Consider the following 23,379-nt stretch of genomic DNA (forward strand, 5'->3'; position numbering starts at 1 on the left):
TTTCGTTCTGTTTCTAGTCTCCGATCAGGATGAACGGGGCCCACACGGCCGGATGCGATGCTCCGGGAACAGTCGGATCATTCATCAGATCGAGTTGTGCCTGTCGCAAGGCCTCGGCGCGGCTCTTTCCGCCGGCGGCATTGCTCACCGTGTCTACCGTCAGTCTGGCCGCGGCATCGTCGCGGACGCGCCAATGCGAGAGAAGCAGCGATCTGGCACCGGCATAGGCGAATGATTTGGCCAGGCCGGAATAGGTCGGCGTTCCGACGCCGGAACCCGCCGCCGAATTGCAGGCTGACAGGATCACCCAGTCGGCGTCGAGCCGTAACTGGCCGATTTCCGAAGCTGTCAGCAGACCATCATCGGTCCCGTCGTCGGTCTGCGGAGGGGTGAATACCAGAGCGGGCTCTCCCAATCCCCGCAATTCTCCGTTGACCAGTCCGTGCGTCGCAAAGGCCAGAACAGAATAGGGCCGGAGATCCATGGTCTTGATCAGCGCTTCGGTCGCCGCATTGCCGGTGATGACCCTGGAATGATTTCGGCCTAGCGCATCCCCGATCTTTGTCAGTTCGAGCGTGGCGGACGGCAAGCTGGGAAGGTCGCGCACTTCGCTGATATCGACATTTCCGCTTCGCAACAGACTGGCGACGACCACCGGCTCGCCCTTGGCACCGGAAAGGGCGGGCGCGCCAAATCCTGCAAAACGGATTTCCCGGTCCCGTGCGGCCGGGGGCTGCACAAGGTCAGCCACGCTCATGGGATTGCTGACAGCGAAACGCTTGATCAGCCAGGCGATATCCGCATCGGCGGTCCGCTCGGTTACCGGTTCCGTGATCAATAGCGAAGCGGGAAGCGCCGCCAGAATGCCGGAGCTGATCAGGTGGATTTCATGCTCGTCCCGCAAAAGCTTTTCCACCCCGGAAGGAACATAATAGCGATAAAGGGCATGTGCGCTTTCGACCGCGAAAGGCGAGGGCGGTCCGTCCATCTGCGAAACGCTGTTCCGGATATCCCGGACCCATTGATTGAGTTGCCCCGGCCTGACCGTCGTTTTCTGCCACACATAGTCATTCTTTGTGACGGCTGCGACATAGACGCCATCCAGTGCGGGTGTGACCATCAGGAGAGGCGCGGATTTTAGCGCGGACTGCAATGCGCCAAGGGCGACCGGCTCGGGTTTGGCCAGAGACCAATATTCGGGGAGCGCGGTTTCGATCCTCGCGGATAATTCGGCAATGGCTGCACTATTCTCCTCCCGTTCGCGAAGAAGGGCAGCTTGTTTCGGCTTGTCACCTTCGGTCGTCGCCTTGGTGAAGCTGGCATCAATTTTCTTGCCGTTCTGCACCAGATCCTGAAGCTGTCGGACCTCGTCCCCCAATCCGGCTTTCTCGGCCACGGACCGGGCCGTCAAACTGCCTGAGATGCTGCTCAGATCGGCGAACTGGGCGAGTTGCATGGCGTCGAAACTCTCCGCCATATTCTTTTCGCGCGCCATGATACCGGCAAATCTTGCAAACTGGTCGGTAAGGCCGGTGTCATCCGCAAAATATTCCTCAATTGATACCGCGCGATCCAGTATTTTGCGGCGGACAGCCCGATATGCGGCAATCGCTTCCGATGACTTGTTGTCCGGATGCCCGAACGCGTTGGCCAACTCGGTACGCATCACGGCAAATTTGAATTTTTCTGCGACCGGGAATTTGGCAATCACATCCTCTTGTGTTGCGATCTCGGTCATGATCGACTGCGCTGCATCGTAATTTTCGTTGAGCAGATGGTTGTTGACCAGTTCCAGACGCAATTCGGCGACCGCTGGATGATTGTCCGAAAGCGCGGAAAGGGTCGCCGCCAGCGCTTTTTCCAGATAGGTCTGGCCTTGCTCCAGCTGCCCCAGCCGGGTGCTGAGCAGCCCGGCCTTGGCAAGGCTATTGCCGGTATATCGGCTCTGACTGTTGCCGGGACTGCTCTCGAAAATGCGCGCTGCCTCGTCGAACATGGCCACCTGATCCAGACTGGGCTCTGTTTTCGCCAGACAGTCGGCCAGATTGGTCAGCGTTATAGCCGTATCGCGCTTGTCGCGTCCCAGAATTTCAGTGCGCAGGTCCAGCGCCCGACGCAGCAGCGGGATTGCCTCTCCGCAGCGACCTGCGCTGCTCAGGGCAGAGCCCAGATTATTCAATGCCCCGGCATAAACGGAATGGCGCTCACCAAGCCGATCCTCGGCATATTGGGTGGCCAGGCGGTTTTCCTTGAGCGACAGTTCGGTGTCGCCGGTGGCGTTGACCACTGCGGCAAGCGACATCCAGTAGGTCACGGCCAGCGTATTGTCGGCATCGGTGGGATTCTCGATCACCCGCGCGATATCGACCGCTTGTCGGATTTCAGTCACCGCAGATTGATAGTCGCCCAGCCGGTATTTGGTGCTACCGATATTGAACAGGGCTGCCGCGTAGCCGGAGCTTTCCATCCCCTCGGTTTCCCGCCGGATATCCAGAACTTTCTGCTGAATCGAAAGTGCTTCTTCGGCTTTTCCGGTCATGCTCAGAACGACACTGATATTGTTCAGTATCGAAATCATCTGTTTGTGGGTGTGCAGATTGTCCGCGTCGAGCAGAGCTTCCGCTGTTCGAAAATTGGCGAGGCTTTGCTCAAAGTCCTGAAGATAGAAATAGGCACCGCCGAGTGCGCCAAACGCTGCCGCTCGGGCAAGCGTGCCGACCTCATCGCCGGATTCCGACGCCTCCAGCATCGCCTTGATTTCCTTGATCGCAACATTGGGTTGCCGTGAAACATCGCGATCGACCAGTGCGGTCATTCTGTCATTGAGGGTCACGTCATCGTTTGCTTGCGCGATACCGGACAATGAACCGGCGGACAGCAGTAAAGCCACTTTCCAATATCTGAATGCCATTTCGTGCAATCTCTTCCAACAATGCTGATTATCGCCTGGCCATTGCTGGCAAAGTCGAAACCGGTGTGCGCCCAGTCAATTCTATGAAAGAAATTACATGTTTGCAAACTGTTGATGGCGCTTTTCTAACAGCATTTGTCACTGCTCCATCTTGAGTTGATGATGCTATGGGCCTAGCTATGATTCAACCATATATGAAAATGAGCCAAATCCATGCCGGGTCTTAATATTCTGCATATCGAGGATGACGCGCAGACGGCAGAGATGGTCTCGACCGCGATGGCCAAGACCGGCGCCGAAACCGTATGGGCGGCCGACGGGACCGAAGGCCTCCGCCTCGCATCGGGCAAGAAATTCGACCTGGTGATACTGGACCGGATGCTGCCCGATATGAGCGGGATCGAGATTATCGGCAAATTGCGCGAGGCGGGCGTGGATGTTCCGGTTCTCATGCTGTCCGCTCTGGGCCGAACGGAAAACCGGATCGAGGGGCTTGATGCCGGGGTCGATGATTATCTCGCCAAGCCTTTTGAACAGGAAGAACTGATCGCGCGGGTTCGCGCTTTGCACCGGCGGGCCAGCGGGCAATCCCACAGCGCGGTAATAATTTTTGGTGATATGGAATGTCATATCAAGGCGCGCACCGCGCACCGACAGGGCAGGCATCTGGCGCTTAGCCCCAAGGAATTCGACCTGTTCCGGTATTTCATGCAAAATGCCGGGGAAATCGTGACCCGCGAAATGCTGTTGTTGAATGTCTGGAACCTCAAATTTGATCCGCAGACCAACGTCATAGATGTCAATGTCGGACGGCTTCGACGCAAGCTGGAAGAAGGCTTCGACAAACCGGTGCTGGAGACAATCTGGGGCGCGGGATACCGGCTTCACGCCGTCTGATAATGCCGATTTTCCCATCTCTGTTCGGTCGTTTGAGTCTGGTCGTCATCATCGTGTCGATATTGTCTTCGGCGGCCCTGTTCGCGATGACGGAATGGATTGTACGATCGGAATTCCGGGAGCAGATGGCGCGCAGCGTGGATACGGATATTGCCGGTCTTGCAGATATTTATATCGCTGGCGGCGCGGTCGAATTGCGCCAGCGAATCTCCGACCGCCTGGAGTTGCAGTCGCCCGACGACAAGCGCTATTATCTGCTTGCCTCTCCGAGCGGCCGCAGGATTATCGGCAATGTCGGGTCTTGGCCGGAACTGTCGTCGGAAAATTCCGAAGCCGGATTTTTCCGGCTGGATGACGGAACGCAAGTCTACGGGCGCGCTACCCAGCTGAACCCGGATCTGAAACTGCTTGTCGGGCGTGACACATTGGCCCGTTCGGCCCTGCTCGGGCGGATCAGGATTGCCTTTCTCGGGGCCGGGATATTGCTGGTCCTGATTTTCAGCACAATCGGCTATTATGCGACCCGCCGGCTGAAGACACGGCTGGACGCCATGAATGATGCTTTCCGTGAGATTGGCACCGGCAATCTGGCGGCCTCAATCCCGGTCGACGGGCGGGGGGACGAACTGGACCAGCTGTCCCAACATGGCAATGTCATGATCGGGCGTGTGGCATCGTTGATCTCCGCGCATCAGGATATTTCAGACCATACGGCCCACGAACTGCGGACGCCGCTGATGCATCTGGATAATCGGCTGGTCACGGCTATCGGCCAGAGCACAGACCCGCTGCACAGCGAAACGCTCGGCCGGGCGCGGCAGGATATTCGGGATATCATCAATATGCTGGACTCGCTGCTCGACATAGCTTCCAGCCGCGCTCAGAAAGGCGATCGTAGTGGATTGTCAGAGTGCGACATTTCCAGAATCGCTGCCGAAATCACCGAATTATTTGCCGAAAGCGCCGAAGATCTGGGGATCGATTTCGCTACCGACATCGCGCCCGGGGTCAGAATGATGGCCAATTCTGCCCATATCCAGCGCATTTTGTCCAATCTGCTCGACAATGCGCTGAAATATACGCCGAAAGGTGGCGAGGTGGAACTTGTGCTTCGGCCGGGACCACTGATCACGGTGCGGGACAATGGTCCCGGTGTGCCCGAGCAAATGCGGGAAAAGATATTCGAGCGTTTCGTTCGCGTGGATGCCAGTGGCGCGAAGGGACACGGCTTAGGTCTTGCACTGTCGCAGGCGCTGGCCGAACGAAACGGGCTGGTCATTATCTGCCGGGATGCGGAACCCGGCGCATTGTTCGAAATAAGACCGGAAGGGAGTGGTTGATTTGGTTAACTGGTCGATGGGGACTCTGGCAGGCGCAGCGTGGCTTCTGTCCGCCTGCAACGGCATGGCATCCAATGGGGCGGCTGTGCAACCATCTCGGGGTGAGGTTGCTATCGCAGCATCTCCGGTCGGCGCCAGTGCAGTGATGCGGACGGCAGATGCTATTATGGCGGGGCAGGCAGCAGAAGAAAGTTCTGATGCCGCAGCGATGCGTGCTGCTGCCCGGACGCTGGAGAGTCTGGGTGCCAGACCTGACGGGGATCAGGCAGTCAGTCTGTCGAGGGGCTGGAATGAAAAGGCCAGCCTGATCGATCCCTCGGTTTCACCGCCGGTCTATCGCGGACGGGCGCTCGGCCCGTCTTACAAAAAGGGACTGGTCTCGGCCACATCGCGAGTCAGTATTGCCCAGATTTTTCTGGCCGGGAAAAAAGCCTCGGTAGCTCTGGTCCCGGTCTCCGAAAAACCGGTGTCGATCGAGGTCAGTGATGGCGAGGGAAAGAAAATTTGCAGCCGGCATACGTCGTCGCGACCGGCAAATTGCGAATGGCTGCCGCTGTTCACCGAGCGATATCAGATCAATATCCGGACCAGCGAGAGCAGACCAGTGCCTTATTATCTGGTTTCGAACTAGGTCGCTTTGTATGGCGTGGCCAGCGATTGCGTCCCACTCCGATAGCGACATGATCTGCAAGCAGGCCAGCGATCGTCAGAGTGCGGACATCGCTTCGCGGTCGAGCCGGAAGGACCGTATCCGGTTGGTGTCAAACAACATGGCTTCGTCCTTGGCAATGCGCTGAGATATTTGCGGATCGCTGGTCGATTCAAAGAATCGAGCCATCGTCGCCTCGTCGGGGAAATCAATCTCCATCACGACATCAAAATCGCAGTCGCGATCTTCGCCATCGAGCGGCGTAAGATAGCGGCGGACGTAGCGGACCGCATAAGGGGCGAGGACATCCTCCCCGATCAGTCGGTGATAGCGCTCGTAATAGTCGCGAAATTCCTTCTGGCTCATGCCGGGCCGCCGCTTGAGCAATGTGACAAGCGTGACGGTCATGCGCGATAGCCCGTCGGGGATGGATGCATCATTGGATAAGCGCCGCCCATTGTCGCGGCCCCGGCCCCGGCCGCGGATCGGGAATCGCACCCGGAATGGGCCGGCCCTTGATCCCGAACCAGTCCCATTTCCCGGTCACCCCAGATGCAGGGATTCTGGCCCTCGTCAGCGAGCAGGATCGAGCCCCATCTTCCGTGCCAGTTTTCAGACATTCTCCACATCCCCGCTTCCACTTTTTTCTGATCCGTCGGACTTTAGCAGCGAGATCAAGAGAGTCAGCTAGGATTATAGGGAGGCCAGACGAAAGGACCGCGAGAAGAAGCAAAATGACCGGGATGCCGTGAACAGGCTCGAGGATCTGCTCGATCCGATTGCGTGGAATACCTCAGGGTGTTTTGGCTGGAGTCAAACAAGCTAAGTTTGCAGTTTGTGGGTAGGGGTTTTCCGTTATACAGGCAGCTCGAATGGTAATTTTGAGACGAGGACATCCTATGGACATGAAGTCGAGCGTGCAGCACAGCAGTAATATTGTCTCCTGTGAAATCGACGCGAAAACGGTGATGCTTGATATTGAAAATGGGAAATATCATGGCTTTAACGAAGTCGGCTCCCGCATTTGGCAAATGATATCCGAGCCAATCGAAATCGGCAAAATATGTGATATTCTGATGACGGAATTTGAAACCTCACAGGAACAATGTGAAGTGGAAGTGTTGGGGTTTCTGCAAAAGCTGCACGAGACCAATCTCATCTCGGTAAGCTGATAATATGGTGGTAAACGGCTTTCTCGGGATCGAAATCTTGTGAGCATCATTGCCGGAAGCGTCGATTTTTCCAGCAATCCCGATGTCCGGAGCAATAAATTCTCCGATTGCTTCGCGAAATTCGAACACGCCTACCATGAACATTGGCAGGACAGGTTCGCCAGTCTGCGCTATTGGCACCAGAGCATTTCTCCGTCTTCAAAAGGCGAAGTGCAGCCTTTGCTTGACGATGAATTGGTGTTGGTCGGCGACCTTAGATTAGATAACCGGGCCGATCTCATCAAAAAGCTGAGGGGATTGAGTAGTTCCTCCACCGACAGTGAAATGGTTTTGGCCGCTTATAGAAAGTGGCAAGACCAATGTGTAAGCCATCTCGTCGGAGGCTTTGCGTTTGCCATCTGGGACAGGCGTCTCAAGACCCTGTTTTGCGCCCGGGATCAAATGGGACAAAAGCCTCTGTTTTACTGCGAAGCAAACGACGGCTACGATCGCTGTTTCATGTTTTGCACCTCTCCCGCGGGGATACTCAATCACAGCAGGACAAGCAGCGATATCGACCCTCAAGGCGTGTTCAATATCTTGATGGGACGGACCTGCAACGAAGAAACCAGCACTCTGTTCTCCAGCATTAAGCGGCTAGCTGCGGGATTTTGCCTGCAGGTCAACCAGGCAGGAATGGAACTCAGGCGATACTGGGAGCCGGAACCGACCAGAAGTATCCGCTATGCTGATGATCGCGAATATGTCGAAGGATTTAACGAGAAACTGGAGCAAGCGGTTGAGGCGTGTATCAACACTGATTTGCCAGTGAGTTCGTTTCTCAGCGGTGGGCTGGATTCCAGTACGGTCGCCTGCATGGCCCATAAAAAATTGCGACATAATGACCGTCGTCTCATCTCTGCCACCTTTGTTCTGCCAGACAATGAAGATGGCGTTGATGAAAAGACATATGTCGATTCCATATTGGCGGAACATGATTTTGACCATTTCTACGTCACTCGCGAAAATATCGGATTTCGCGAATGCCTGCACAACAGCCAGGAGTTATATGGGGGCTATCCTCATACCAGCCATGCCTATTTCGATAATCTCTTGCCGGAGTTGGCGGAACGGAATGTCGGCGTGCATCTCTGTGGTTATGGAGGTGACCAAGTGGCCTCATATCACGGGATGTGGGTATTCGAGCAGTTGCTGTTGGAAGGGCGCTGGATAGCAATGCTGAATCTGCTGAAGTCTACCAGCAACGGCCGTTTAAGAAGTGGCGCGAAAACGATATTCAGGACGCTATTGAACATAGTCCAAGCGACTTTGCCCGATAGCCGCGACAGGGATTGGTATGACAAAAAGGTTGCACGCAGGATGATCCTGCCCGAACTCGCCAATCGGCCTGGTTACCGTGAAAATGTCGCAAAGCGTGCATCATTCGACGTGCATCCGTTTCCATGGAAAATTACCGATGTGATGAAACGGTTCATTCAGTATGACCGCACTTCGGTGACCTTGGAGACCCTGAGCAACATCTTTCTGCCTTATGGCATCGAATATCGGACCCCACTCACAGATATTCGCCTGATCGACTATTGCATGTCATTGCCTCCGGAACAATTTTCTATGGGCGGAAAGAGAAGTCTGATGCGCCGGTCAATTCAGGGGCTGGTACCTGAACAAATTCGTCTGGCTCACAACAAGCATCAGGGCTCGACGCCGAATTTGTTTCTCGGCCTGTGGCAGGAAAAAGATCAATTGCTGGAGGATCTGAATAATTGCACCCATATCAGTGATATCTCAAAATTATTGGATATTCCCAGAATAAAAAGACTTCTGGCAAAAAGTGAGGTTAATGAAAGAGATAGGCCGAAATTATACAGGAACCTGGAGCTAGCCTTGTACCTATCCTGGTTTAAAAATCATTTCTGAAAATCATCTGTATAATCATGTAAAGAAACAGCAAATGGTCAAGCTTCGGAACACTCATTCTTATCGGGCATTCGGATTGAACATTCGCTCGGACATTTGCCTGCCCGAACTGGAGCCAGATCTCGCTCCAAGCCAAATGGACGTGCACATTCGCTATGGCCCCGGCCTGGCAAATATCTCCTCGCATGACAGTGCCGATCAGAATTTCATCGTCCAGGACGACCAGGTGATATTACGGGGAGATGGTTTCGATCTAGCTGTTGTCCGCGGTGAAAATTTGACAATTCACTGCGATAATCCGGCGCTGTATCAAGAGCTTATCCGTTTGCGTATTCTTGGGGCTGGAATAGGATTGTTGCTGCAACAGCGGGGGCAGTTGGTGCTGCACGGTGCGACGATTGTCGGCAAGCATGGGGCCGCTGTGGTCATGGGCAACAGTGGGGATGGCAAATCCACGTTGACGATGCAATTGGCGCAGCGTGGTTATCGTCTGTTGGGTGATGACAAATGCGTCGCCAGAGTTGACGAGCAAGGCATATCTGCCGTGCCATGTTCGCCATTTATAAAAGTGAGCAAGAAACTTGTCGCGCAAATGGATATCGAGCGGAGCAAGATTCATAGGAATAGTGCCTTGGAGAACAAAGTATATGTCGATCTAAGGTCGGACTTTCAACTCGATGACGTGCCGATTGTAGCGGGATTTGTTCTCGGCAGGGCTGCGCGGACTTCGGTAAAAAAGCTTACGCAACGGCAAGCATTTGAGAGTTTTTTCGAGCACAATTACCGCAAGGCGAAATTTTTCAAGACCGGACTGCAAAAAACGCAGTTTCTGCACTGCCACAATATGGCAAGTTCGGTCCCCGTATATCAATATTCCAGATCCTTGACGAATGTGCATTTCCATCAACCGGAGCCCGAGTTTTTAGATGTGTTGGGAGGCATTATTGGAAATGGCAGATAAGGATTTGCTCAAGTTCGAAACTGTCGTGGCCAATCCCGGATTGCTCTCACTGGCTGCCCGGCAGCTTGATAAGCGCGTTTCTGATAATCCATCTGATACCAATGCAATCTGGCAACTGGCCGAAACTTACCGTAAACTGGGCGAGCTTGAAAAAGCCGCTGAGCTGTACTCGACGCTATGCCAAGTAACGGGGCAGGGCCGGCTTGTTAGAGATCTTTTGGCTGTCACTGGAGGAAATCCGCAAGATTTTGTCGGTCAAGACGGATGTTATCCAGTGCCATTTGTGATCAGAAACAACTATCTCGCCGATGATGAGCTTTCCATGCTTTGCGACTATGTGAGTGCCGAGGCATGGGAAAGTTGCCAACCCTCGAAAGTCGGCAAGGGCAAGCATGATGATACGCTCAGGCGCTCCTTTGATTTGGCGATGCCCGATTGGCTGAAGAAAAAAATGCGTCAGGAAATTGTCGGCCATTTACCGGATTTGGCCTGTGCCTTGAATATTGCAGGTGAAAAATTCGATCGGATTGATTTGTCTCTCCGAAGCTATGGAGACGGACATTTTTTTGGCATTCATACGGACAAGAGCTCCAAAATTCAGCGCCTTCTGAGTTTGACCTATTTCTTTTTTATCGAGCCGAAAAGTTTCACCGGCGGAGATTTGCTGATCTTCGATACCGATGTCGGTCAGTCCGAACACCGAGCATTTTCGGAAAGTTTCACGCGGCTGCAAGCCAGGCAAAACAGCCTGGTAGTCTTCCCAAGCGCTTCTTATCATGCCGTCTCAACGGTCAATGCTGAGACAGGAAGCACGGCTCACTATCGCTACGCTGTAAACGGTCATGTCTGGGAGCAGAACTCGGATGAGCAATAACCCTTCTGACGAGCGACCGTTTTTTGGGGCTCTTTACGATTTGCAGGAGCTTGTAAAAACGCACCTGTTTCTGATCTGCCCGAACAATAGCGGCTCAACTTATTTGAAGGGTGTCATGGCGAACTCCATGCACACATGGAACCTCCGGAAAGAGGGGCAGCATATGGTGGGCTTTCAGGGCGTATCCACAAATGCGATCGGTGCGGAACTGTTGTGGGCTACTGAGAAATGGTTGAAATATTTTACAGATGAAACGGCGTTTAACTGGCCGGAGACGCGGAAAGCCTGGTATTTTGCAGCCACGGCGCGAGATCCCGCAGCGTCAGTATTTTTTACCAAGTCTCCTCCAGCTATCGTCTGGGTGGAGCAACTCAAGCAGTGTTTCCGCAACAGCCGATTTATCTTCATGGTGCGTAACCCCTATGCGGTGGTGGAGGGAATCTCGAGAAGGAAGCGGGGACATTATCCGAGAGAGCAGATCCTCAATCTGGCTTCAGAACATATTATGAAATGTTTTGAGCTGCAGATAAAAAATATCGAGGACAATCCGGAAGGCGAGTTCTTCACCTATGAGTTTTTATGCGCCGAACCGGAGCAGGTCAAAAATAGGCTGAACCGGTTGGTTCCGGATTTGGCAGATTTGAACTTCGATTCCGAAATACCGGTCAAGGGAAGTTACTGCGAACCGCTCCGCAACATGAATGAGCAGCAGATAAACAAGCTTGGCGGGACCGACTTGGCGATCATAAACCGTGTTTTTGATATGCACCCGGAAGTTTTGGAATATTTCGAATATCAGAGGGTGAGCTAATGGACGATCGATTGGGAATAGTGACATGACCTATTTTCCGGGTCAAACAAGAGAGCTCGCTAAAATTGACCATGATGCCATCGAGCTTTTGGTGAACGAACTGTCGAAGCAGGCCGGCCTGTGGGAAAAATGGGATGCACTGAAGCCGAACCGTTTCGGTGTTTTCAATGGATGCGTGCAGCATGTCGTCTTCAAATATCCGGTAGACCTGAGTGACCACCGGCTATCGATGACATTTCCAATCTGGCACGATTGGCAACCTCTTATTCAGCCGCTGATCGATCAAGCCGTATGTCCATATGGTTATGAACAGGGCAGTGTCGCTCGTATAATGTTGGCGAAATTACGCTCCTGTGGATCGATCCCCCTGCACATCGATAGCTCGCAATCTGCAGAAATCCCACACAAGGTGCACATTCCACTACAAACAGCTCGGGGTGTTGTGATGAATTTTGCCGGGAAGGACAGCTCCCATTTGGCGGTTGGCAGGGCTTATGAAGTGAATAATCGTATCGAGCATGGCGCGACCAATCCAACCGGTCATGATCGTGTTCACCTGATATTCGACTATTTCTCGCAAGCTCCAAATTAACATAGGCGGTTGACGGCATGCTTCCTGTATTTACCCAGCCTTTTGTCAAACTGCCACTCCGGGTGGACGTTAGCCGGTTGCAGTCTGAAGTGGCTGCGCTGTTGGAATTGGATTGGCTGATACATCCTTCAGGATTCCCCGGAAACCTGACTCTGCCGCTGATTGCCGTGAACGGGCAGTTCAACCATGATTTATCCATTGCCGGCCAAATGCTGCCGACTCCTGCCTTGCTATCATGTCCCTATATCAGGCAAATCCTGGCTTATCTCGAGGTGCCCCTATCCCGTACCCGGCTGATGATGCTGCATTCGGGCGCTGAAGTGTCCAGGCACTATGATGCGGGCTATCATTGGTATCGTCGACTGCGGATACATATCCCCATCTTCACACATCCCGACGTGATATTCGGATGCGCGGAGCAAGAGCGCCATCTGGGTCAGGGAGAACTATGGTGTTTTGATCATAAAAACTGGCACTGGGTTCAAAATCACTCCCAATATACCCGAATTCATTTGGTGATAGATACCAAAGCCTCGCCGGATTTCTTCGCGTCTCTGTCAAAGCGGGATGGTCAGGAAACGGAGATCCCGTTCGGTGGTCAGGTTGCCAAGTCGATGTCCCTGGAGCCCTATGTTTTTGAAGTTCTCGAACCAGAGGAGCTATCACGGCTCATTGTTATCATGGTGACTCAACTGGAAGAACAAAACCAGCTTGAGTCCGTGCGTTTGCTGGAGGCGCTTGCAAGAAAATGGGAGCATGCTTTCGTCGAATATCAGCATAATGGAGCGGGTGAATCGGCCTACAGACAAATCATCGAAGAGTTGGTGAAAAAAATCGATAGATCATTGCTGGGCGAGAAAGAAGATCGCGCGTTTAATACAATCGCCACGATGCTTGACAAGAGCAATGGTACGCCAGTTTTTCAGAGACTGAATGACATGAAACTCAATTTCAATTAGATAGAAAGGGCCCCGTCGCCGAATGGACGCCGTGCAATTTTCGTGCGTTGGTGACATTCTCCTGATGAGTTCTCATGCTATTTAGCCAGCGGCGTCTTGTCCTCTGGGGGCAGGATATTGAAAATTGTTGCGCTTGATGTTTCCGCAGTTGCTAGTAACAAGGGTATGCAATCGAATATTCAAAAACGCGTGCAGATGATGAAATACAATGGGTATGCAAGGTGCGCTGACATGGAAGGTAACAGCAAGATGAATGGCGAAGTTGAAAAAAAACAGAACGACCAAGGCAAGAAGAAAACTTGGGGGACGCCTGAACTTACCAGCTATGACTATGGGACTTTGACACAGGGTGGCGCGAACCTCCGGACAACGGATGATGTCGCAGGAGATAATTACCGGGCCAGTTAATCAGTACCGCTGAATGGAGAATATTGTCTGGATTGCCTCTTTTCCGAGGTCCGGAAACACTTGGTTGCGTTGCTTCCTTGCCGGTCTTTTGCAGGAGAGTGAGGAACTGGATCTGGATAGGCTTCCCACAGTCCATTGTGCCAACAGGGCGCGCGTAGAGCAAAGCCTGTGTTTCTCCACGGGGGATTTGACCTCCTCGGAGATCAACATTCTCAGGCCTGGTGTCTATCGCCATTGGGCCGAAGCGTGTGACTCATCGCTTCCGCTTTTCGTGAAAACCCATGATTGTTATGTGAATAACAATCTCGGTTCGCCGATCTTCCCCGCGGATGCTTCGCGTGCGGCAATTTACCTGATCCGAAACCCGCTGGATGTTTGCGTGTCCTATGCAAATTTCTGGGGCGGGCACGATTATGAGACGGCAGCAGACTATATCTGCGATCGTCAGCATTCGCACCCGCTGGATCATAGCAATATGTTCGGGCAATTATTTCAGCATATATCGGACTGGAGTACCCACGTTAAGAGCTGGCGCGATGATTGCGACATACCGACAAAAATCGTCAGATATGAAGATATGAAAATGGCACCGGCCAGTACCTTTCTTGACATTGTGCGTTTTCTGCAGCTTCCATTCGGAGAGCAGGATGTCGAGACTTCATTGGAAAAGTGCGATTTCGCAAAATTGCAAAATACTGAGTCTGTATCGGGATTTGGAGAGCGTCCCTATGAAGGTGACCGATTTTTCCGGCAGGGCAGGGTCGATGGCTGGCGCAATTCACTTCAGGCACAGACTGTTGAGCAGTTGGTCAATTGCCATTTTGAAGAAATGGCGAGATATAGGTATTTGCAAGAAGATGGAAGCATCATTGCGGACTGAAACTGGCGAGGATGCCAAAGCATTGAGCTTTGCCCCATCCCATCGGGGCAGCTCTTCTTTCTTCGCCTCATTGGCAACTGGATGGACGATAGTTTCTGATTTCCTTCGGTGTCACTGTCGCGATATCGAAAGCCAGCATGGAAAATCATAGCTATCTCATCTGCGGATTAACTGTTTCTTTTCCGTGGCCGCAGGCGACATTGATCGCGTCCGCTGCGAAGACGGATGTTATGGTAGAGCTGGGGCGGGCCACACCTCCTCCAAAAGATCGGGTCAAGTTCAATGGCCCTTATTGCCAGGCCGCTCCCGGGCACGTTTTTTTCGAGCTCGACGATATTGGCCGTTTTTCCATTCGTGACGGCAACAATATCACGGTTGAAATATCGGGGGACGAAGACGTTGAGGCGCTGAATGCGTTTCTTCTAGGTTCCTGTTTTGGTGTGTTGCTGATCCAGAGAAATCAGCTGGTTTTGCATGCTGCGGTGCTTGAGAAAAATGGTCGCCAAGTCGGGTTTGCCGGGGGACCGAGCAGTGGAAAGTCCACTCTATCGGGCATGTTGCTGAATTCGGGAGCGCGGATTCTGACCGACAATATTGCGGCGATAAAAGTCGAAGCGAACACCGCCGCCACGGTTTTTCCATCCTTTCCCTCCTTGCATCTATGGCGCCCAGCCATGGAAAAATTGGGGCTTGATCACCGCAACCCCAGAAAATTGCGACCTGAACTGGACAAATATGTGCTGTCCTTTGAGGAGAAATTCATTCCCGAACCAAGGCCTCTTCATACTCTTTGCATTCTCGCTCCCTGGAACAAAAGCGGGATAAGTTGCGAGCGTATCGAAGGGATCGAGCGCATCACGCACCTCAGTCATGCCAGCTTTCGGTTGCGAATAACGCGGGGGATGGAGATGGATGAGCAGCATTTCGGGCACATCAGCGCGCTTTCCGGTTGTGTTGAACTCATCAAACTTTCTTTTCCCCACGACTGGGCCTTGAACAAAAGTCTGGTTGCACTCGTTGATGAAATGTTTTTGAGCCCCGATAAAAGATCCAGGTTACAGATCGCCAATGTAGATCCAGTCTCTGGATAGAAAAGCTGACCGACGGAAGGCTTGGTACCTGAATTTCTTTTAAAAGATGAAAAGGCAATCTGCATATGAATTACCGAGCAGACGGAAAATATTGTTTGGCAACGGTAACGACCTCGTCATATCTGATTGGCACCGCAGTATTAGTGCATTCTTTTTTGGAAAAGAATAACTGGTTTGATGGGGACATCGTCATCATAACCGAAACCAAAAATCTTTCCCCGTCTGAAATCGATATATTGCGCGGTTTTGATCGCGTGATGATCGTCGATATTGGTGAGGAGTTGCGCGAAAACATAAGAGCGCTCGAGGAAATAAATCCTTCTTTTCTGGGCAAGTCGGCAAGGTTCTTTTCGCTGGAAGTGTTCAACCTAGAGCGGTACGAGAAAGTGCTGTTCTGCGACAGTGACCTGTTGTTTCTGGACTCCATCAAGCATTTATTTTCTGACAATCAGCCACTGCTTTGCTGTGGTGACGGGCCTTACTATCAAGGCCTTAATCGCAACAAATATTCGTTCAAGCCATGTGCACCCAAAGCCCCCGAACAGGAGCTTGCCAACACTTTCAATGCGGGATTGATGCTTATTGATCAGTCGCTCATCACCCGATCAAATTACCAGTCCTTGGTAGACATGACAACTGCGCCGCACTGGACAGATTCCAGTATAACCCACACCGACCAGAGGATATTCAACCTGTTTTTTGCCGGGCAGCAAAAGCTGGTTTCTCCTGTGTATAATTATTTGCTGGCGCATCAGAATTCGATCGACGCGGCCCATCCCGATATCATCGACGATATAAAGGTTTTCCATTTCAATGGCGCCGCTAAACCTTGGCAGTTAATGCGCAGCATGAGCGCCATTGATGATAATGTGCTACAGTTTCAGGCTGCAATTCGATGGTATCAGCAATTCGAAAGGGCTCTGTCGCACAGGCATCTGGCCATGTTGAATGGCAAATCCATTCGCTAGCAATGGTTGATTGCCTGTTCCGATGATATGCTTGTGCGGATGTCCCCTGTCAGCATTCGATGATCAGATTTGCTGGATGGAAGCGTGATGGCCTGATGGCGGGTCGCCACTCGAATTGATCGACTCGACCTTCACAGGATATGCACCGATCCAGCTCATATTGCTCAGAGGCTCGATCGTTTCGAGCGTGTTCGGTGCCAATCTGTTTGCGTTTGCCCCGGGATTGGATTCGGCCACGCGCATCGATGCTCGGCCCGCGCCATAGCCGTGCGACATTGATACCGCGCCTTGCCGCAAGCCATCATCAATGCGCAGCTTGGCCTGGATTGTCCGTCGTCAGAACATTTGGCACTGAAGGCTGCGTAAATTAACGGAGCATTGGTTCCATCTGGTTGGTTGATATTAAGCGGCAAGCTTGCGGTGTAGCAAGCGCCGATGTTCGATGGTTTGTTTTTTGATCCTTTCTCGTTTTTTGATGATGGCGAGTGCTCTGCCGAAGTAGGCATCGGCAGGCGTAACGTTGCCCAGGCTTTCGTGATAGCGCTGGTGATTATAATGTTCGACGAACGCCTCGATCTGCGTTTCCAAGTCCCCTGGCAGGAAGTAGTTTTCCAGCAGGATGCGGTTCTTCAAAGTCTGGTGCCAGCGTTCGATCTTGCCCTGTGTTTGCGGATGGAAGGGGGCGCCGCGTACATGGCTCATCTTCTGTGCTTCGATATATTCTACCAGTTCACCCGCAATGTAACTCGGGCCATTGTCAGAGAGCAGCCGTGGCTTGTGCATAACTGCTGCCTGGTCGCAGCCTGAAGCTTCCAGAGCCATGTCCAGCGTGTCGGTGACGTCCTCGGCCCGCATGGTGCTGCAAAGCTTCCAGGCGATGATGTAGCGCGAGTAATCGTCCAGCACCGTCGATAGATACATCCACCCCCAGCCAATGATCTTGAAGTAGGTAAAATCTGTCTGCCACATCTCGTTGGGCCGCACGGTCGGTGTGTGGAATCGATCAGCAGCTTTGATCACGACATAGGCGGGGCTGGTGATCAGGTCGTGGGCCTTCAGAAGCCTGTAAACCGTGGCTTCTGACACGAAGTAGCGCTGTTCATCGGTGAACGTCACCGCCAGTTCGCGTGGACTGAGCTCCGAACGTTCCAGCGCCAGATCGATGATCTGGTCATGCACTTCGGCAGGGATCCGGTTCCACACCCGGCTTGGAGCCGATGGCCGGTCAGCCAGCGCTTCAGGCCCCCCTTCCAGATACCGATCATACCAGCGGTAAAAGGTTCGGTGCGGGATCCCCAACTTATCCAGCGTCTTGCGCGCTGACAGATGTGATTGCTCGACGATCCTGATGATCTCAAGCTTCTCCGATGCCGGATATCTCATGCGTCGTCGTCCCCATCCGCGATCATGCTTTTTTTGAGCAGACGGTTCTCGAGGGTCAGGTCGGCCACGCATTCCTTCAGATCACGCGACTCCCGCCGCAGGTCTTTCACTTCATCGCTGGTTGCAGCACGGGCCGTGTCACCGGCCAGCCGACGTTTGCCGGCTTCCATGAACTCCTTCGACCAAGTGTAATACAGGCTCTGCGCTATGCCCTCCTTGCGGCACAGCTCGGCAATGCTGTCATCACCGCGCAGGCCGTCGATCACGATCCGTATCTTGTCTTCTGCTGAGAAATGCCGGCGGGTCGCACGGCGGATATCTTTAACCACCCGCTCTGCGGGCTTTTTTGCGGTGGAGTGTTTTGGTTTCATGCTTCGTTCCTTCGTCACTACGATGAAACCAAAACACTCCTTAATTCACAACATCAATTTGGTGACATAGGTGCTGACGGGGAACAGTCTATCGTCAACTGCGGGTCGACATCATTTCCTGCCGGCTAAAGCCTAACGAGAAGCTCCGCTTTGATGCTCTTCGCAAGAGATATGGTGCCGGTGTCGGTACGCTTCGCGAGGCCTTGTCTCACCTTGTATCCGATGGCCTTGTGCGCATTGATGTCGGGCGCGGGTTCAGGGTGGCTCCAGTTTCAGTCGAAGATCTTGAAGATGTCACATCTTGGAGAATTGAATTCGAAACGCGAGCACTCGACGCTTCGATTGGCAACGGCGATGATAACTGGGAAGCAGAAATCATTGCTTCCTATCACCTGTTGAGCAAGATTAAGGTGCCGCGCGTAGATGCTCCCGCGGAAGAAATGTACGACTACGGCGAGAAACATATGCGCTTTCACGACGCTCTGGTCGCTGCCTGCGGATCGCCATGGTTGATGTTTTTCCGCTCTGCGCTGCAGACTCAGGCCTTGCGCTATCAGGCGCTCGCCATGACAGACCGGGAGCACATGGTGAACCGGGCCGTGGACGAGCATCAAGCAATCAAGAATGCTGCGGTAGCACGCGATACAAAGCAGGCGATGGCACTGGTTACGCATCATATACAGCAGACATCAGACGATGTGAAAGTTCTGCTGCAGACTTCCGGCAAGCTGGACGAGTTTCTACCGGGACCAGTCGCCGAGGAAAAGCCGCGCCGCAGAGGACGTCCACGCAACACTGCCTGAATTCGGTTGAACTGCTATGCCTGCTAAGAAGCGCTGTGGTCCCAAAGGGCCCTCAGCGCTGGCAGCAGATGCTCGCGATGTTCAGGCGGGACACGCTTAAGGAAATTCTCCTCATATTTGAGCAGGATTGCTTTCGCACGGTTGCAAAGTTCACTCCCTTTCTGCGTGAGTTCGAGTCCAAATGATCGGCCATCACGCTTGATTCTGACGATTTCGCCGCGATCTTCCAATCGCACAACCATGGGAACCATATTCGCGCGCTGGATGCCCAGAATTCTGCCCAGTTCGCTTGGCGTGACCCGGGGGTGGTCGTCGATTGTAATCAGCATCGACGCATCGGACGGTCGGAGATCAAGCTCACTCAGTCCATCTGTCAACTCGCTCAGGATAACCGTTGATGCGCGGCGCAGATTGTAGCCCGGCAGGCGTTTCAGAAAATCATCCATAATGCCGTGTATCGCATATATTTTTCTGTAGCAATCGCAATTGTTATGCATCATAACATTATTTATTGCGAGGCACCGAAAGTGCATGACGTGTCGCCTGGCAGGGCCACATCCAGAGAACCTTCCATGCTGAGGATATTGTCCGGCCGTGTCAAAAAGAGAGGAATGATTTATGGATTTCGAACCCACCGAGCAGCAGGCCCAATGGCGCGATAGAGTGGCGCATTTCATGAACACGAAGGTCCGTCCCGCCATTCCGCGTTACCAGGCAGAGCAGGCCACTGGCGAACGATGGAAAATTCTCGAAGTTGTGGAAGAGCTCAAGGGGGAGGTGAAGGAGGCGGGGCTGTGGAACCTTTTCATGCCGCCGCGCAATGACAGCCACCATCATGTGGACGAAACTTTTGAATTCGATGGTCCGGGTCTGACCAACCTTGCTTATGCGCTTTGTGCCGAGGAAATGGGACGTGTTGAATGGGCGGCAGAATTGTTCAACTGCTCGGCGCCCGATACTGCCAATATGGAAGTCTTGCACCGCTATGGCACACGTGAACAAAAGGATCGGTGGCTGAAACCTCTGATGGACGGAGACATCCGGTCCGCGTTCCTGATGACAGAGCCGTTCACGGCGTCGTCCGATGCCACCAACATCGAAACAAGGATTGAACGGGACGGCGATCATTACGTGATAAACGGGCGCAAATGGTGGTCGTCGGGTTTCGGCGATCCGCGTTGCAAGGTCGCGATTGTGATGGGCAAGACCGATTTCAATGCAGCGCGTCATGCCCAGCAATCCATGATCATTGTCCCGAAAGATACGCCGGGCGTCACGCCGCTGCGATACCTGAATGTCTTCGGCTATGATGGTGCCCCGCACGGGCAGATGGAGGTGGAACTCAAAGACGTGCGGGTGCCGGCGGACAATATGCTGCTGGGCGAAGGGCGCGGATTCGAAATTGCGCAAGGGCGTCTTGGGCCAGGCCGGATTCATCACAGCATGCGCAGCATCGGGCTTGCCGAAGAAGGTTTGCACAAAATGTGCAAGCGTCTTCAGGAACGCGAAGTCTTCGGCAAACCGATCTACAAGCACTCTGTCTGGGAGGAGAGGGTGGCTCGGGCCCGGATCGATATCGATATGACCCGGCTGCTGTGCCTCAAGGCTGCTGATATGATGGACAAGGTCGGTAACAAGGGCGCGAGACAGGAAATCGCGATGATCAAGCTTCAGGCACCACAAGCTGCGCTCAGAATTTATGATGATGCCATCCAGGCATTCGGGGGTGCCGGGGTGGCCGACGACTATGGGCTCGCCGAGGCTTTTGCCGGTCTGCGTTCTTTCAGGCTCGCCGATGGGCCGGATGAGGTCCACGCACGGTCGATTGCACGATTGGAGTTTGTCAAGCATCCGCCGGAAGCCGGCCCGGCTGCAAACGCTCTTCGCGGCGATCAGGCGCGAAATGCTGGCGCTTGAATCCCTCGATTCCGATGGCCATCCGCTAAAGCAAGTCCACCAGCTTGGATCCTTATGATGAGAACGGGAGCGGTCTTGCCACCCGTCTCACCGCCAATTTGAATATTGCCCACTCGGACATTTATTGCTATGAGATATAACAATCGGGAGAGAATCATGAATTTCCAACGGGTCAATCCACTCACCGGCGATATCGCATCGACCGCAGTTGCCATGCAGGCTTCGGATATGCCGGCTATTGGAGAAAAGGCGCAGCAGGGCTTCGCAAAATGGTCGGTGATGGGGCCAAATGCCCGCCGCGCGGTTTTGATGAAGGCGGCTGAAGCGCTTGAATCCAGACAAGCTGATTTTGTTGCCGCTATGGCCGCTGAAATAGGAGCCACTGCAGGTTGGGCGATGTTCAACCATGGACTTGCTGTCGGTATGGTGCGCGAAGCAGCTGCGTTGACCACCCAGATTTCGGGCGAAGTAATCCCGTCAGACAAACCGGGCTGTCTCGCTCTTGCCTTGCGCGAGCCGGCTGGCGTGATCCTCGGTATTGCGCCGTGGAATGCCCCGATCATTCTGGGCGTGCGCGCCATTGCTGTGCCGCTTGCTTGCGGGAATGCTGTAATCCTCAAGGCAAGCGAGCAGTGTCCGCAAACGCACGCCTTGATTATTGATGCTTTTAACGAGGCGGGATTCCCTGAGGGCACCGTCAATCTGGTCAGCAACGCCCCTGACGATGCAGCCGATGTCGTGGGCGCGCTGATCGACCTGCCTGCGGTCAAGCGGATCAACTTCACCGGTTCGACCGCAGTGGGCAGGATCATCGCGAAGCGCGCAGCCGAGCATCTCAAACCATGCCTGCTCGAGCTTGGGGGCAAGGCACCGCTCGTCATTCTCGAAGATGCTGATCTGGATGAGGCGGTTAAGGCGGCAGCTTTTGGCGCCTATATGAACCAAGGCCAGATATGCATGTCGACCGAACGCATTATCGTGGTCGACGCTGTCGCGGATGCATTTGCGGAAAAATTTGCCGAAAAGGTCCGTGCTATGCCTGCTGGGGATCCGCGCGAAGGAAACACGCCGCTCGGCGCTGTCGTTGACACGAAAACGGTCGCGCATTGCCGATCGCTGATCGAGGATGCCGTAGCCAGGGAGCGAAGCTGATTGTCGAGGGCGAGACGACCATGAATGTCGTAATGTCCGCGCATCTGGTGGATCATGTGACGCCGGAAATGAAGCTGTTCCGCGATGAAAGCTTTGGTCCGGTTGTGGGGATCGTGCGCGCCCGTGACGAGGCGCATGCGATCGAACTGGCGAACGATACCGAATACGGCCTCTCTGCAGCAGTGTTCACCCGGGACAGTGCGCGCGGCCTCAGGGTGGCGCGCCAGATCCGGTCGGGCATCTGCCACGTTAACGGTCCGACGGTTCATGATGAGCCGCAAATGCCCTTCGGGGGTGTCGGTGCCTCAGGTTACGGCCGGTTTGGAGGCAAAGCCGGGATCGATGCTTTCACCGAATTGCGCTGGATCACCATGGAAACCGAACCGGGGCACTTCCCGATCTAAGTGCATTCATATCACCTTGTCGGTGTTCCGACAGTTTAGCCATCAGGCCCTTCAGGAGAAGTCAAATGACCAAAGTTATCTCGCCAAGCGGTGTTGCAGCATATGAAATCAAGGATGGAATCGCGTGGGTCTATTTCACCCGATCAGAAAAACGCAATTGCATGAGTCCGACGCTCAACAAGGAGATGGGCGATTTGCTCGCGGAGATCGAGTTCCGCGACGATTTTGGTGTTCTGGTGCTAACCGGTGAAGGCACATCCTGGTCTGCGGGAATGGATCTCAAGGAATATTTTCGCGAAGCGGAAGCCAAGGGGCTGGGGGCAATTCGCGAGGCGCAGGCACAGGCCTATTCCTGGTGGCGCAAGCTGCGCTGGTACCAGAAGCCGACAATCGCGATGGTCAATGGCTGGTGCTTTGGCGGTGCCTATGGACCACTGTTTGCGTGCGACCTCGCCTTTGCGGCAGAAGACGCCCAATTTGGTCTCTCTGAAATAAACTGGGGCATCCTGCCTGGTGGTGCAGCATCCAAGATCATCCGTGAGCTCGCGAATTTCCGCAACTCGATGTACCACGCGATGATGGGCGAAAACGTCGATGGCAAGACCGCCGCGCAGTGGGGACTGGTCAACGAGGCCGTTTCCGCAGACAGGCTTGAAGACCGGGTAACCGAGGTCGCCAAGGTGCTTCTTGAAAAGAACCCGGTTGCGCTCAAAGCGACCAAGGATGCGATCCGCCGTGTGGGTGAAATGACCTACGACAACGCAGAGGACTACCTCGTTCGCGCGCAGGAAGCTGCCAACTACTTCGACAATATGGGCCGCAAGGAAGGGATCAAGCAGTTCATCGACGACAAGACATTCAAGCCGGGGCTTGGCGCTTATGATAAAAGCAAACAGCCTGTATCCGAGTGACGAGGCCG

At 53.7% G+C, this 23,379-nt stretch carries 22 protein-coding genes and 2 pseudogenes; 19 read left to right on the plus strand and 5 right to left on the minus strand.

What is annotated here, in order from left to right; genetic code table 11:
• Window positions 1-13: 13 nt before the first annotated feature.
• Window positions 14-2,911: a CHAT domain-containing tetratricopeptide repeat protein gene (locus tag SPHFLASMR4Y_RS01490; RefSeq protein ID WP_089131988.1), complete on the minus strand. Its 2,898-nt coding sequence runs from the start codon at window positions 2,909-2,911 to the stop codon at window positions 14-16.
• A 213-nt stretch (window positions 2,912-3,124) separates the two neighbouring features.
• Between SPHFLASMR4Y_RS01490 and SPHFLASMR4Y_RS01495 the strand changes: the two genes are divergently transcribed.
• Genes SPHFLASMR4Y_RS01495 through SPHFLASMR4Y_RS01505 form a run of 3 tightly spaced genes read left to right on the plus strand, consistent with a single transcriptional unit; the run spans window position 3,125 to window position 5,779 of the window.
• Window positions 3,125-3,808, plus strand: a complete 684-nt coding sequence (locus SPHFLASMR4Y_RS01495; protein ID WP_089131989.1) for a response regulator transcription factor — start codon at window positions 3,125-3,127, stop codon at window positions 3,806-3,808.
• 2 nt (window positions 3,809-3,810) lie between these two features.
• The gene (locus tag SPHFLASMR4Y_RS01500) at window positions 3,811-5,148 is read left to right on the plus strand and encodes a sensor histidine kinase (RefSeq protein ID WP_089131990.1); all 1,338 of its coding nucleotides are present in this window, start codon (window positions 3,811-3,813) and stop codon (window positions 5,146-5,148) included.
• Window positions 5,141-5,779, plus strand: coding sequence for a hypothetical protein (locus SPHFLASMR4Y_RS01505; RefSeq protein ID WP_145955430.1), 639 nt, complete (start codon window positions 5,141-5,143; stop codon window positions 5,777-5,779). Before SPHFLASMR4Y_RS01500 ends, SPHFLASMR4Y_RS01505 begins: the two co-directional genes overlap by 8 nt.
• A 75-nt stretch (window positions 5,780-5,854) precedes the next feature.
• On the opposite strand, the gene SPHFLASMR4Y_RS01510 is transcribed toward SPHFLASMR4Y_RS01505, so the two are convergent.
• Window positions 5,855-6,205 (minus strand): EthD domain-containing protein, encoded by a 351-nt coding sequence (locus SPHFLASMR4Y_RS01510; RefSeq protein WP_089131992.1) that lies wholly within the window; start codon window positions 6,203-6,205, stop codon window positions 5,855-5,857.
• Window positions 6,206-6,696: 491 nt separating this feature from the next.
• Here SPHFLASMR4Y_RS01510 and SPHFLASMR4Y_RS01520 point away from each other — a divergent pair, with 491 nt between their 5' ends.
• The 11 genes from SPHFLASMR4Y_RS01520 (at window position 6,697) to SPHFLASMR4Y_RS01570 (ending at window position 16,430) form a co-directional block, all read left to right on the plus strand.
• Window positions 6,697-6,969, plus strand: coding sequence for a lasso peptide biosynthesis PqqD family chaperone (locus SPHFLASMR4Y_RS01520; RefSeq protein ID WP_186266014.1), 273 nt, complete (start codon window positions 6,697-6,699; stop codon window positions 6,967-6,969).
• A 39-nt stretch (window positions 6,970-7,008) separates the two neighbouring features.
• The gene (locus SPHFLASMR4Y_RS01525) at window positions 7,009-8,886 is read left to right on the plus strand and encodes an asparagine synthase-related protein (protein ID WP_089131995.1); all 1,878 of its coding nucleotides are present in this window, start codon (window positions 7,009-7,011) and stop codon (window positions 8,884-8,886) included.
• Between the two features lie 34 nt (window positions 8,887-8,920).
• Window positions 8,921-9,847, plus strand: coding sequence for a hypothetical protein (locus tag SPHFLASMR4Y_RS01530; RefSeq protein WP_089131996.1), 927 nt, complete (start codon window positions 8,921-8,923; stop codon window positions 9,845-9,847).
• Entirely contained in the window at window positions 9,837-10,721 is an 885-nt protein-coding gene (locus SPHFLASMR4Y_RS01535) for a 2OG-Fe(II) oxygenase (protein ID WP_186266015.1), read from the plus strand. Before SPHFLASMR4Y_RS01530 ends, SPHFLASMR4Y_RS01535 begins: the two co-directional genes overlap by 11 nt.
• Window positions 10,711-11,532 (plus strand): sulfotransferase, encoded by an 822-nt coding sequence (locus SPHFLASMR4Y_RS01540; protein ID WP_186266016.1) that lies wholly within the window; start codon window positions 10,711-10,713, stop codon window positions 11,530-11,532. The genes SPHFLASMR4Y_RS01535 and SPHFLASMR4Y_RS01540 overlap by 11 nt, the downstream gene beginning before the upstream one ends.
• A 25-nt stretch (window positions 11,533-11,557) precedes the next feature.
• Entirely contained in the window at window positions 11,558-12,124 is a 567-nt protein-coding gene (locus tag SPHFLASMR4Y_RS01545; RefSeq protein ID WP_089131999.1) for an aspartyl/asparaginyl beta-hydroxylase domain-containing protein, read from the plus strand.
• Window positions 12,125-12,141: 17 nt separating this feature from the next.
• Window positions 12,142-13,083, plus strand: a complete 942-nt coding sequence (locus SPHFLASMR4Y_RS01550) for an aspartyl/asparaginyl beta-hydroxylase domain-containing protein (RefSeq protein WP_089132000.1) — start codon at window positions 12,142-12,144, stop codon at window positions 13,081-13,083.
• 117 nt (window positions 13,084-13,200) lie between these two features.
• Window positions 13,201-13,491, plus strand: coding sequence for a hypothetical protein (locus tag SPHFLASMR4Y_RS01555; protein WP_145955431.1), 291 nt, complete (start codon window positions 13,201-13,203; stop codon window positions 13,489-13,491).
• Window positions 13,492-13,504: 13 nt separating this feature from the next.
• Entirely contained in the window at window positions 13,505-14,371 is an 867-nt protein-coding gene (locus SPHFLASMR4Y_RS01560) for a sulfotransferase domain-containing protein (protein WP_089132002.1), read from the plus strand.
• A 137-nt stretch (window positions 14,372-14,508) separates the two neighbouring features.
• Window positions 14,509-15,462, plus strand: a complete 954-nt coding sequence (locus SPHFLASMR4Y_RS01565) for a hypothetical protein (protein WP_145955432.1) — start codon at window positions 14,509-14,511, stop codon at window positions 15,460-15,462.
• Window positions 15,463-15,527: 65 nt separating this feature from the next.
• On the plus strand, window positions 15,528-16,430 hold the full coding sequence (locus tag SPHFLASMR4Y_RS01570; protein WP_089132004.1) for a glycosyltransferase family 8 protein: 903 nt from the start codon (window positions 15,528-15,530) through the stop codon (window positions 16,428-16,430).
• 63 nt (window positions 16,431-16,493) lie between these two features.
• Here the strand turns inward: SPHFLASMR4Y_RS01570 and SPHFLASMR4Y_RS01575 are convergent, their stop codons facing one another.
• Entirely contained in the window at window positions 16,494-16,706 is a 213-nt protein-coding gene (locus SPHFLASMR4Y_RS01575) for a hypothetical protein (protein WP_145955433.1), read from the minus strand.
• Between the two features lie 126 nt (window positions 16,707-16,832).
• A protein-coding gene (locus SPHFLASMR4Y_RS01580; RefSeq protein WP_089132006.1) for an IS3 family transposase occupies window positions 16,833-18,184 on the minus strand; the annotation gives its coding sequence in 2 pieces (ribosomal slippage) (window positions 16,833-17,848 and window positions 17,848-18,184; 1,353 coding nt in all).
• Between the two features lie 113 nt (window positions 18,185-18,297).
• Between SPHFLASMR4Y_RS01580 and SPHFLASMR4Y_RS17450 the strand changes: the two are divergent.
• Window positions 18,298-18,387 (plus strand): annotated as a pseudogene (locus tag SPHFLASMR4Y_RS17450) (GntR family transcriptional regulator); the annotation flags it as partial.
• A gap of 27 nt (window positions 18,388-18,414) precedes the next feature.
• Window positions 18,415-18,987: an FCD domain-containing protein gene (locus SPHFLASMR4Y_RS01585; protein ID WP_186266017.1), complete on the plus strand. Its 573-nt coding sequence runs from the start codon at window positions 18,415-18,417 to the stop codon at window positions 18,985-18,987.
• A gap of 23 nt (window positions 18,988-19,010) precedes the next feature.
• Here the strand turns inward: SPHFLASMR4Y_RS01585 and SPHFLASMR4Y_RS01590 are convergent, their stop codons facing one another.
• Complete coding sequence (locus tag SPHFLASMR4Y_RS01590; RefSeq protein WP_089132007.1) at window positions 19,011-19,433, minus strand: MarR family winged helix-turn-helix transcriptional regulator; 423 nt, start codon at window positions 19,431-19,433, stop codon at window positions 19,011-19,013.
• A gap of 172 nt (window positions 19,434-19,605) precedes the next feature.
• Here SPHFLASMR4Y_RS01590 and SPHFLASMR4Y_RS01595 point away from each other — a divergent pair, with 172 nt between their 5' ends.
• The 3 genes and pseudogenes from SPHFLASMR4Y_RS01595 to SPHFLASMR4Y_RS01605 all read left to right on the plus strand — a co-directional run bounded on the left by SPHFLASMR4Y_RS01595 (window position 19,606) and on the right by SPHFLASMR4Y_RS01605 (window position 23,371).
• Entirely contained in the window at window positions 19,606-20,904 is a 1,299-nt protein-coding gene (locus SPHFLASMR4Y_RS01595; RefSeq protein WP_089132008.1) for an acyl-CoA dehydrogenase family protein, read from the plus strand.
• Between the two features lie 156 nt (window positions 20,905-21,060).
• Window positions 21,061-22,460: pseudogene (locus SPHFLASMR4Y_RS01600) on the plus strand (aldehyde dehydrogenase).
• Window positions 22,461-22,525: 65 nt separating this feature from the next.
• Window positions 22,526-23,371, plus strand: coding sequence for a p-hydroxycinnamoyl CoA hydratase/lyase (locus tag SPHFLASMR4Y_RS01605; protein ID WP_089132009.1), 846 nt, complete (start codon window positions 22,526-22,528; stop codon window positions 23,369-23,371).
• Window positions 23,372-23,379 lie beyond the last annotated feature (8 nt).

The sequence above is a fragment of the Sphingorhabdus sp. SMR4y genome (assembly GCF_002218195.1).
Classification (GTDB): domain Bacteria; phylum Pseudomonadota; class Alphaproteobacteria; order Sphingomonadales; family Sphingomonadaceae; genus Parasphingorhabdus.

Excerpts from the sequence above, each read along its gene's own strand:
- SPHFLASMR4Y_RS01495 (WP_089131989.1), top strand. The coding sequence starts at position 3,125 with ATGCCGGGTCTTAATATTCTGCATATCGAGGATGACGCGCAGACGGCA.
- SPHFLASMR4Y_RS01530 (WP_089131996.1), top strand. The coding sequence starts at position 8,921 with ATGGTCAAGCTTCGGAACACTCATTCTTATCGGGCATTCGGATTGAAC.
- SPHFLASMR4Y_RS01575 (WP_145955433.1), bottom strand. The coding sequence starts at position 16,706 with ATGTCGCACGGCTATGGCGCGGGCCGAGCATCGATGCGCGTGGCCGAA.
- SPHFLASMR4Y_RS01500 (WP_089131990.1), top strand. The coding sequence starts at position 3,811 with ATGCCGATTTTCCCATCTCTGTTCGGTCGTTTGAGTCTGGTCGTCATC.
- SPHFLASMR4Y_RS01565 (WP_145955432.1), top strand. The coding sequence starts at position 14,509 with ATGGAAAATCATAGCTATCTCATCTGCGGATTAACTGTTTCTTTTCCG.
- SPHFLASMR4Y_RS01550 (WP_089132000.1), top strand. The coding sequence starts at position 12,142 with ATGCTTCCTGTATTTACCCAGCCTTTTGTCAAACTGCCACTCCGGGTG.
- SPHFLASMR4Y_RS01520 (WP_186266014.1), top strand. The coding sequence starts at position 6,697 with ATGGACATGAAGTCGAGCGTGCAGCACAGCAGTAATATTGTCTCCTGT.
- SPHFLASMR4Y_RS01510 (WP_089131992.1), bottom strand. The coding sequence starts at position 6,205 with ATGACCGTCACGCTTGTCACATTGCTCAAGCGGCGGCCCGGCATGAGC.
- SPHFLASMR4Y_RS01605 (WP_089132009.1), top strand. The coding sequence starts at position 22,526 with ATGACCAAAGTTATCTCGCCAAGCGGTGTTGCAGCATATGAAATCAAG.
- SPHFLASMR4Y_RS01590 (WP_089132007.1), bottom strand. The coding sequence starts at position 19,433 with ATGGATGATTTTCTGAAACGCCTGCCGGGCTACAATCTGCGCCGCGCA.
- SPHFLASMR4Y_RS01540 (WP_186266016.1), top strand. The coding sequence starts at position 10,711 with ATGAGCAATAACCCTTCTGACGAGCGACCGTTTTTTGGGGCTCTTTAC.
- SPHFLASMR4Y_RS01570 (WP_089132004.1), top strand. The coding sequence starts at position 15,528 with ATGAATTACCGAGCAGACGGAAAATATTGTTTGGCAACGGTAACGACC.
- SPHFLASMR4Y_RS01490 (WP_089131988.1), bottom strand. The coding sequence starts at position 2,911 with ATGGCATTCAGATATTGGAAAGTGGCTTTACTGCTGTCCGCCGGTTCA.
- SPHFLASMR4Y_RS01560 (WP_089132002.1), top strand. The coding sequence starts at position 13,505 with ATGGAGAATATTGTCTGGATTGCCTCTTTTCCGAGGTCCGGAAACACT.
- SPHFLASMR4Y_RS01535 (WP_186266015.1), top strand. The coding sequence starts at position 9,837 with ATGGCAGATAAGGATTTGCTCAAGTTCGAAACTGTCGTGGCCAATCCC.
- SPHFLASMR4Y_RS01545 (WP_089131999.1), top strand. The coding sequence starts at position 11,558 with ATGACCTATTTTCCGGGTCAAACAAGAGAGCTCGCTAAAATTGACCAT.
- SPHFLASMR4Y_RS01595 (WP_089132008.1), top strand. The coding sequence starts at position 19,606 with ATGGATTTCGAACCCACCGAGCAGCAGGCCCAATGGCGCGATAGAGTG.